11 protein-coding genes and 2 pseudogenes are annotated in these 7895 nt (G+C 70.9%); 5 read left to right on the top strand and 8 right to left on the bottom strand.

Annotation, left to right across the window (positions count from 1 at the left end; genetic code table 11):
• The 3 genes and pseudogenes from Y694_RS18155 to Y694_RS18165 form a co-directional block, all read right to left on the bottom strand.
• Positions 1 to 351: response regulator transcription factor (locus Y694_RS18155; protein WP_036235079.1), on the bottom strand; the 351-nt coding region annotated here is incomplete at its 3' end.
• Between the two features lie 88 nt (positions 352 to 439).
• Positions 440 to 979, bottom strand: coding sequence for a Spy/CpxP family protein refolding chaperone (locus Y694_RS18160; protein WP_051495875.1), 540 nt, complete (start codon positions 977 to 979; stop codon positions 440 to 442).
• A gap of 255 nt (positions 980 to 1234) precedes the next feature.
• A pseudogene (locus tag Y694_RS18165) lies at positions 1235 to 2096 on the bottom strand (pirin family protein).
• A gap of 251 nt (positions 2097 to 2347) precedes the next feature.
• Between Y694_RS18165 and Y694_RS18170 the strand changes: the two are divergent.
• The 5 genes from Y694_RS18170 to Y694_RS18190 all read left to right on the top strand — a co-directional run bounded on the left by Y694_RS18170 (position 2348) and on the right by Y694_RS18190 (position 4959).
• A complete protein-coding gene (locus Y694_RS18170; protein ID WP_011830230.1) occupies positions 2348 to 2740 on the top strand; it encodes a tautomerase family protein in 393 nt (130 codons plus the stop codon).
• A 90-nt stretch (positions 2741 to 2830) separates the two neighbouring features.
• Positions 2831 to 3103, top strand: coding sequence for a hypothetical protein (locus tag Y694_RS18175; protein WP_036235081.1), 273 nt, complete (start codon positions 2831 to 2833; stop codon positions 3101 to 3103).
• Positions 3104 to 3113: 10 nt separating this feature from the next.
• A complete protein-coding gene (locus Y694_RS18180; RefSeq protein ID WP_036235083.1) occupies positions 3114 to 3365 on the top strand; it encodes a hypothetical protein in 252 nt (83 codons plus the stop codon).
• A 75-nt stretch (positions 3366 to 3440) separates the two neighbouring features.
• Positions 3441 to 3860, top strand: coding sequence for a CopG family transcriptional regulator (locus Y694_RS18185; protein WP_036235085.1), 420 nt, complete (start codon positions 3441 to 3443; stop codon positions 3858 to 3860).
• 31 nt (positions 3861 to 3891) lie between these two features.
• A complete protein-coding gene (locus tag Y694_RS18190; protein ID WP_036235087.1) occupies positions 3892 to 4959 on the top strand; it encodes a PHB depolymerase family esterase in 1068 nt (355 codons plus the stop codon).
• A gap of 22 nt (positions 4960 to 4981) precedes the next feature.
• Here Y694_RS18190 and Y694_RS18195 read toward each other — a convergent pair whose 3' ends face one another.
• From Y694_RS18195 to Y694_RS18215, 5 genes and pseudogenes are all read right to left on the bottom strand, one after another.
• The gene (locus tag Y694_RS18195) at positions 4982 to 5947 is read right to left on the bottom strand and encodes a helix-turn-helix domain-containing protein (RefSeq protein WP_036235089.1); all 966 of its coding nucleotides are present in this window, start codon (positions 5945 to 5947) and stop codon (positions 4982 to 4984) included.
• 56 nt (positions 5948 to 6003) lie between these two features.
• Complete coding sequence (locus Y694_RS18200; RefSeq protein ID WP_036235091.1) at positions 6004 to 6489, bottom strand: cytochrome c; 486 nt, start codon at positions 6487 to 6489, stop codon at positions 6004 to 6006.
• A 25-nt stretch (positions 6490 to 6514) separates the two neighbouring features.
• Positions 6515 to 7070: pseudogene (locus tag Y694_RS18205) on the bottom strand (methylamine dehydrogenase light chain).
• 50 nt (positions 7071 to 7120) lie between these two features.
• Entirely contained in the window at positions 7121 to 7717 is a 597-nt protein-coding gene (gene mauD / locus Y694_RS18210) for a methylamine dehydrogenase accessory protein MauD (protein ID WP_036235093.1), read from the bottom strand.
• Positions 7714 to 7895 (bottom strand): hypothetical protein (locus Y694_RS18215; protein ID WP_036235095.1); only part of this gene is annotated, 182 nt, incomplete at its 5' end. The genes mauD and Y694_RS18215, both read right to left, overlap by 4 nt.

The raw sequence follows: 7895 nt of genomic DNA on the forward strand, positions 1-7895 counted from the left end.
CTTGACGCGCGCCAGCAGCTCGCGTGGCTCGAAGGGCTTGGGCAGGTAGTCGTCGGCACCGAGCTCGAGGCCGACGATGCGGTCCATCGGCTCGCCGCGCGCGGTGAGCATCAGCAGCGGCAGCGCGCGCGTGCGCGGTGCGGCGCGCAGCTCGCGGCACAGGTCGAGGCCGTCGCCGTCGGGCAGCATCAGGTCGAGCACCAGCGCGTCGAACAGCTCGCGCTCCAGCCGCGTGCGGCCGGAGTCCAGCGTCGGCGCCACCTCGACCTCGTAGCCGGCCTGGCGCAGGTAGTCGCCCACCATCGCGGTGAGGCGGGCGTCGTCGTCGATCAGCAGCAGTCGAGCACTCATGGTCTTGCTAGGCGAGGGAGCTCGGGCTCCGGAGGATAGAACAGCGGAGCCGACCCGGCAGGCCGGGCCGGTCCCGCCGGCCGCCGCGTCAGCCCTTGGGTTCGGGCGGCGGCGCGCGGTGGTGGCGCTCCATGCGTTCGTGGCGCGCCTTCATGCGCTCGGCGAGCTGGACACGCTGTTCCACCGTCAGCACGCGGCTGGCGTCGAGCAGGGCCTGGCTCATGCGCCGACTGGCCTGGTCATGCTGCGCCACCATCTGCTGGCGCAGCGCCTCGACGGCCTGCGCATCGACGGTCGGCTGCGTGAACAGGCGGGCCTGCTGCTCGCGCAGGTCCCTGCCGGCCTCGCGCTGCGCCTTCAGGTCGGCGGCCGCGGCCTGCGCGATCTGCCGGATCTGGCTGCGCTGCGCGTCGGTCGCCTTCACGCTGTCGAGCAGGCGCTCGAGCTGGCGTGGCGAGGCGCCCCAGCCAAAGCCCGGTCCGCCATGCGGCCCGCCGTGCGCGGCCGGGCGGGCCGGTGCGCCCTCGGGTACGGCCCAGGCCGTCAGGCTCGCGCCACCGGCCAGCGCGATCGCCGTCCCGAGAACCACGCCGCGCAGACCGCGGGGAATGAGAGAGTCGCTGTTCATCTTGCGTCCTTTCCATGCAAACCCCTCAGGGGGTGCATGCATGGTCGGACGCGGGGGTGAAGCGCGCTTGCGCAGGCGGTAAAGATCTGTGTAGCGCCGGGGGCCCTAGCTTGAAGCGCCGGTCGAGCCGTTCTCCTACAGACCGCAGCACGCAGGCGCACTACATTGAGCTGACGGAGCCGTCTCTCCTCCCGTCTCCCCTCCTCCCGCTGACGGCTCCCTTGTGGTGGACAGCGCCGTGCGCTGTCCACCTTTTCATGGGCGGCCGAACTGTCCGCTCTGGTAGTCGACGAAGGCCTGCCGGATCTCGGCCGGGGTGTTCATCACGAACGGTCCCTGCCCGACGACGGGCTCGTTCAGCGGCTCGCCTCCGAGCAGCAGCAAGGTCGCATCCGTCACCGCCTCGATCTGCAGCGTGTCGCCCTCGCGCTCCAGCACGGCGAGCTCCGCCTCGCCGACCACGGTGTCACTGCCGTCCGCGCGCAGCGCGCCCTTCAGCACGAACAGCGCCGTGGTGTGTCCGGCCGGAACGCTCAGCCGCACCGGCCGGCCCGCCACGAGTCGCAGGTCCCACAGGTTGATCGGGCTGAAGCTGCGCGCCGGCCCCACCACGCCTTGCAGTTCACCGGCGATCACGCGCACCGTGCCCGCAGCGTCCGGCAGTTCCACGTGCGGGATCTGCGCCGCGTGATGCCTGGTAGGCGGGCGCCACCCGCTTGTCCTTCGCGGGCAGGTTGACCCACAGCTGCAGCATCTCGAACGGGCCGCCGCGACGCGCGTAGTCGCGGCCGTGGAACTCCTCGTGGACGATGCCGCGGCCTGCGGTCATCCATTGCACGTCGCCAGGACCGATCGATCCGCCCGCGCCCGTCGAGTCGCGATGCTCCACCTCGCCAGCGTAGACGATGGTCACGGTCTCGAAGCCACGGTGCGGATGCTGGCCCACACCGAGCCGCCGGGAGGTGGGCTCGAACTCCACCGGGCCCGCATGGTCGAGCAGCAGGAAAGGCGACATCGGCTCCGCGAGGTCGTTGTACGAAAAGATGCTGCGCACCGGAAAACCGTCGCCGACCCAATGGCGCCCCGGACTGCGCCGAACGAACGAAAGCTGCTTCATGGTGGATCTCCTTGAAGCAGGAGTTTGGGGCGGCCCGGCCTGCCTGCAACGCATCGAATCTGCACGCAGGGTTCAAGCGGCTTCAATGACCGGAGGGAACCGGCGCCGGACCCGTTCCAGGCCCCGGTTGACGGACTCGCCACAACCCCAGGCCGTCGGCGAACCGCCGCCTGTGACACAGTGGCACCGACCGGCCGTCGCCGTTGCAGCGCCCTGCCATCCCCTTCACCCCGAACCTCCGCGAGGACACGATGCCACTCGTTCGAATCGACATTTCGCATGACGCCCCACCGACGCTGGGACGCGACATCGGTCAGCTGATCTACGCTGCCATGACCGACCTGATCAACGTGCCTGCCGACGACAAGTTCCAGATCATCGCCCGACACGGTCAGGGCGAACTGGTGTTCCCGGCCAGCTATCTGGGCGTCGAGTATTCGCCGGGCATCGTGTTCATCCAGATCACGCTGAACCAGGGCCGCTCCATCGAGCTGAAGAAGGCGTTCTACAAGCGCGTTGCCGACGACCTGCACGCCAGGTTGGGTGTGCGCCGACAGGATGTCTTCATCAACCTGATCGAAGTCGCCAAGGAGAACTGGTCCTTCGGCAACGGCGAGATGCAGTACGCGCCTGCACCCGGCTGAGCGATGCCCGGCAGGCCGGGCCTGGACACCCCAGCTTCTCCCCCTCAAGCGGGATGGCCCCTGCCTTGGGCGGGCCCTAGGCTAGACGCCATGAGTTACACCCACCTCCAATCCTTCAACAACCGCGCCGCCCTGGCGCGGTCTTCCATCGCCGGCTGCTATTCATGCCTGGGTAGCTTCAAGCCCCAGGACGTGGTGGCCTGGGTCCACGACGACACCACGGCCGTGTGCCCGATCTGCAGCGCCGACACGGTGCTGCCGGGGGTCGGGGACGTGCGGGCCCTGCACGCCGCGCGAGCGGCCCAGTTCGACAGCGCCGAGACGGTGCCTGCCGTGCTGTCCCTCCTGCCCGAGCGCAACTGAGACCCGGCGCATGCATTTCGATGAGCGCGACTGCGGCGACTTCAGGATCTACGGCGGGGCACTCGACGCCCCCGGCGGGGGTTACCTGGCCGCCGTCGTCATCATGCGGGTGCGCGGGCTGAGCGGCGAGCCGGTGGCGGTGTTCCGCGACGAGCGCCTTGCCGGCGGCCACCGCTTCAAGGATGCGCGCTCCGCGCTCCATTTCGCCATGGATGCAGGCCGCCGTGCGGCCCAGGAGAGCGCAGAGTCCGTCAGCAGTTGAAGGCGGGGCTCGCAGGCGATCCCTTTTTCGGAATTGCCTTAAAACCATCCAAGTGGATGGTGATAGGATGGCGTCATGCCTGCACGACGCCAACTCTCCACCGCGACCAAGCCCCTCGACGAGAAGGTCACCGTCAACATCGGCTATGTGGACCTCGGTCACATCGACCTGCTCGTCCAGGACGGCTTCTATGCCAACCGCACCGACCTGATCCGCACCGCGGTCCGCAACCAGCTCGCCGGCCATGCCGACGTGCTGAAGCAGGCCGTGGCCCGCAAGACGCTGGTGCTGGGCATCCAGCAGTTCACTGCCAGCGACCTGCGCGCCGTGCAGGCGGCAGGCCAGACGCTGCAGATCCGCGTGCTCGGCCTCGCATCGTTCACCGCCGACGTGACGCCGGAACTCGCGCTGGCCACCGTCGAGTCGGTGGTGGTGCTGGGGGCGCTGCACGCCAGCCCGGCCGTCAAGGCAGCGCTCGCCCCGCGCATCCGCTGAGGCGTGCGGCCCACCGAACCCCAGGAAGCCCATGCACCCCGATTTCCAGCGCCTGATGACCGAGGCTGCCCGCCTCACGCGGGCCGGCGAGTTGCGGCGCGCCACCGCATCGATTCGCGCCGCACTCGGCAAGGGCTCGGCGACCGCCGCCGAGACGCCGGCCGCACCCGACGACGACTGCCTGGTGATCGACGTCGAGGCGCGCCAGGTCGAACCCGCGCCGCCGGTGCAGCAGCCGGCGCCGGCCAGCGTGCCCGGCGGTCGGTTCATCGCCGGAAGCCACACCGACGTGAACGGTACGCACGAGTACCGGCTCTTCGTGCCACCGGTCTGGCAAGGACAAACGCTGCCGCTGGTGGTGATGCTGCACGGCTGCACGCAGAACCCCGACGACTTCGCGGCCGGCACCGGCATGAACGACGCGGCCCGCGAGCACGGCGTCTTCGTGCTCTATCCCGCGCAGACGCAGCGCGCCAATGCGTCGCGCTGCTGGAATTGGTTCAAGCACAACCACCAGCAGCGCGATCGCGGCGAGCCCGCGATGCTGGCTGCGATGACGCGCGAGGTAATGGCGCGCTACGGCATCGACCCCCAGCGCGTCTACGTGGCCGGCCTGTCGGCTGGCGGCGCGATGGCGGCCATCCTCGGTGACGCCTATCCCGACCTGTTCGCTGCGGTCGGAGTGCACTCGGGTCTGCCGGCCGGTGCGGCGACCGACCTGCCCTCGGCACTCGCGGCGATGAAGCGCGGCACCGGCAGCGTCGCCAGGAGCACCTCCGTGCCGACCATCGTGTTCCACGGCGATGCCGATGCCACCGTGCATCCGTCCAACGGCGAGCGCGCGGTTGCCGCCCGCGCCGGCCGCGACACGCCCGAGAGCACCCGCGCGCGCAGTGCCAACGGCCGCGAGTACACGCAGCGCCGCTACCGCGATGCCGACGGTCGCGTGGTCGCCGAACACTGGGTCGTGCACGGCGCCGGCCACGCCTGGGCCGGCGGCTCGACGCAGGGCTCGTACACCGACGCCCAGGGCCCCGATGCGAGCGCGGAGATGCTGCGCTTCTTCCGCACCCATACGCTGCCGCCGCCGGCGCGCTGAGGACCCGTCGTCTGCTGCGGCCTCAGGCGTCGCGCGTGCGCCGCCGCTGCGTCTGCGACGGCAGCTCGTTGAACATCAGCTTGTAGTGGCGCGTGAAATGGCTCGCGCTGCTGAAGCCCATGGCGCACGCCAGCAGCGTGATGGGCTGATCGCCCGGTTGCTTCAGGCGACGCCGCGCCTCGTTCAGGCGCAGCGCGCGCAGATAGGCCTGCGGCGTGGTGTGCAGGAACTCCTCGAAGCAATACTGCAGGCTGCGGCGGCTGGCGCAGGCGGCCGCGCAGATCTCGGGGATGCCGATGTCCTCCTGCAGGTTGGCGCGGATGAATTCGATGGCGCGCTTCACCACCCGCAGCCGCGAGTCGGCACGCCGCGGAATGCCGACCGCGCCGCGGTCGGCGCCGCCGTCCGACATCGCCAGCGCCACCGTGTGCGCGAGCGTGGCGCCGATCAGCGCCGGCTCGTTCTCGATGTCGATCACCGCACCGGGCGCACAGCGGCCGGCGGCGGAGCACACGGCGAGCAGCTGGCTGCGCACCGCGCCGGCGGTGTCGGGGGCCAGCGCCCAGCGCCGCTGGCGTTCAGCCCGCGCCAGCCACTCGATCTCCTCGGGCGCCAGCATGCCGCCCAGCCGCCGTCGGTCGACCGACAGCGCCAGCAGGTCGAGTTCGCCGGCCGCCACCAGCTCGTACTCCTCGTGGCCCGAGATGACCATCAATGCATCGCCGTCCAGCGGCCGGCCGGCAAACACCGAACCGGGCGCGACCGACAGCGGGATGGCCAGCACCAGGCAGTCGGAGGGCGGACGGATCTGCTCGCGCAGCTGGCGGTTGGTGGACTCGCGCAGCACCGTGCCGCCGGCCATCACCACCTGCCGCGCCGACCCCCGGAAGCGGCCGCGGCCGAGTTGCTCGTAGCGCTGCTGCCAACCGCTCAGCGCCTGCGCCTGGTCGTCGACATCGGCCGATTGGTGATCCAGCACGAGAGCCATCTGCCCTTGTAGCACGGCGCTGGGCGACGGCGTGTCGCCTCGGTGCGCGGCGCGCCTCAGTCCAGCGGCACGCCGCGCCGACGGGCCTCTTCGAGCAGCCCGGCGCGCGCCGCTGCCACGTCCACCAGCGGATTGCTGCGCGCCCGCTGCACTTCGGCCGCGTCGTAGGGCACGTGGTCGGCGGGCAGCGAGGCCAGCGCCAGCGTGGTCAGCACCCAGTTGGTCACGTCGGCCACCTGCCGGTCGTTCAGGCCCGAGCCCATCACCCCGGGCACACGGATCACGAACTCGCGCCCGCCCGGCAGGCGCAGGAAATGGCCCAGCTGCCGCATGTCGGGCACGTTGCCGATGCGCGACCCCGCGCCGTCCAGCCCGTGGCAGCCGGCGCAATGCACGACGTACTGACTGCGCACGCTGGTGGTCACGGCCACCGATTCCGCCTGCGCGCGGGGCACGGCCTGTCGCCCCAGCGACTGCGCCTGCAGCACGGACCCACCGCCCGCCAGCAGCAGCGCCAGGGCGAACCCACGCAGCCGCGTCATCGGAGCCGGGGCGCGGTGCCCGCCGTCACGCCACGCCGGCGATGATGGCCGTCGTGCAATGGAACATCGGGCTGGTGTTGGCCATGCACCAGTTGATGTCGTTGTGCACGCCGAGCCGGTAGCCCGGGCGCTCGCGCTCGTTGTTGTTGCACAGGCATTCGCCGCACGAGCCCTTGCCGCAGCAGTCGTTGTAGGACACCAGGTACTGGCGGCCGTCCTGCGGATTCAGGCAGGTGCCGATCCAGCTGACCTTGGAGGCCTCGGTGCCCGGCGGGCACTGCGTCAGCGACCCGCCGCAACAAGTGCACAGGTAGCCGTCGAAGGCGCAGTAGCGCCAGTACTCGCACTGCAGCGGATCCTCACGCGGGTCGGGCTTGGCGGCCTTGCGTGGCGATGGCTCCGCCGCGTGGGCGGCCCCGGACGACTGTCCGCTGCGGTCGAACGGCAGCATCGGCAGCACGGCGCCCCCGACCAGCGCCACGCCCCAGGCGCGCGAGCAGGCTGCGCCGGCCGTGCCGGTGCGCCATCTGGCGCACGCCATGCTCGGCGTGCCGGTCGATCAGCTTGAAGAGCCAGCGCATGAAACGTCCTCCGTGAATGGGCCGGGTCGACGACGGGAATGTCGTGCAGCTCAGGCCGCCGCCGACGTGCCGCTCAGGTAGTGCTGGATCGTCGGGGCGCCCATCTCGTGGGCGTTGAGCAGGCTGTCGAACTGCTCACGCGAGTTGACCAGGCCCTTCGCCGCCACCACGCCCTGGGTGTCCAGCAGCACCGCATAGGGCAGCCGCGAGACGCGATAGCTCATGCCCAGCTCGGTCGACAGCACGTAGGGCAGCGCGTCCAGTCCGTATTCGCGCACGAATCTACGGTGCGCCGTCGCCTCGCCGTCGCTGGCCAGCACGATGCGCAGTCGGCGGCCTTCGTCGCGCAGCAGCGCCTTGAGCACCGGGATCAGCTTCTTGCACACCGGACAGGTCGGCGAGAGGAAGAACAGCAGCGTCGGCCCGGCTTGGACGCCGCCGATGGTGACCGGCTCGGACTGCAGGCTGGTCAACGCGAAGCTCGGCGACGGCGCGCCGACCGGCGGACCGGCGTCGGTGACCAGCGCCCCCATCGGCGCCACCCGCTCGTAGAGGATGCCCACCTGGCGCGACAGCGCCCAGAGCATCACGCCGAGCACCAGCACGGCGGCCCACAACAGGACAACGGAGACCGTCAAGGCATTCATGAGGAAGAGCTCCCGAACAGAGAACGAAGGCCGCGCCCGCCGGCCCGGTGGCGCAGCAGCTGATTCATCGCCGCATACAGCAGGGCGGCCAGCGCCGTGGCGGCAACGACCACTGCCATGTCGACGCCGGCCATCGGCCGCGCGCCGAGGCCCGAGGCGGCGAGCCCCGCCAGCGCGG

The organism is Methylibium sp. T29-B (genome assembly GCF_000576225.1).
In the GTDB taxonomy this organism is placed as follows: Bacteria; Pseudomonadota; Gammaproteobacteria; order Burkholderiales; family Burkholderiaceae_C; genus Methylibium; species Methylibium petroleiphilum.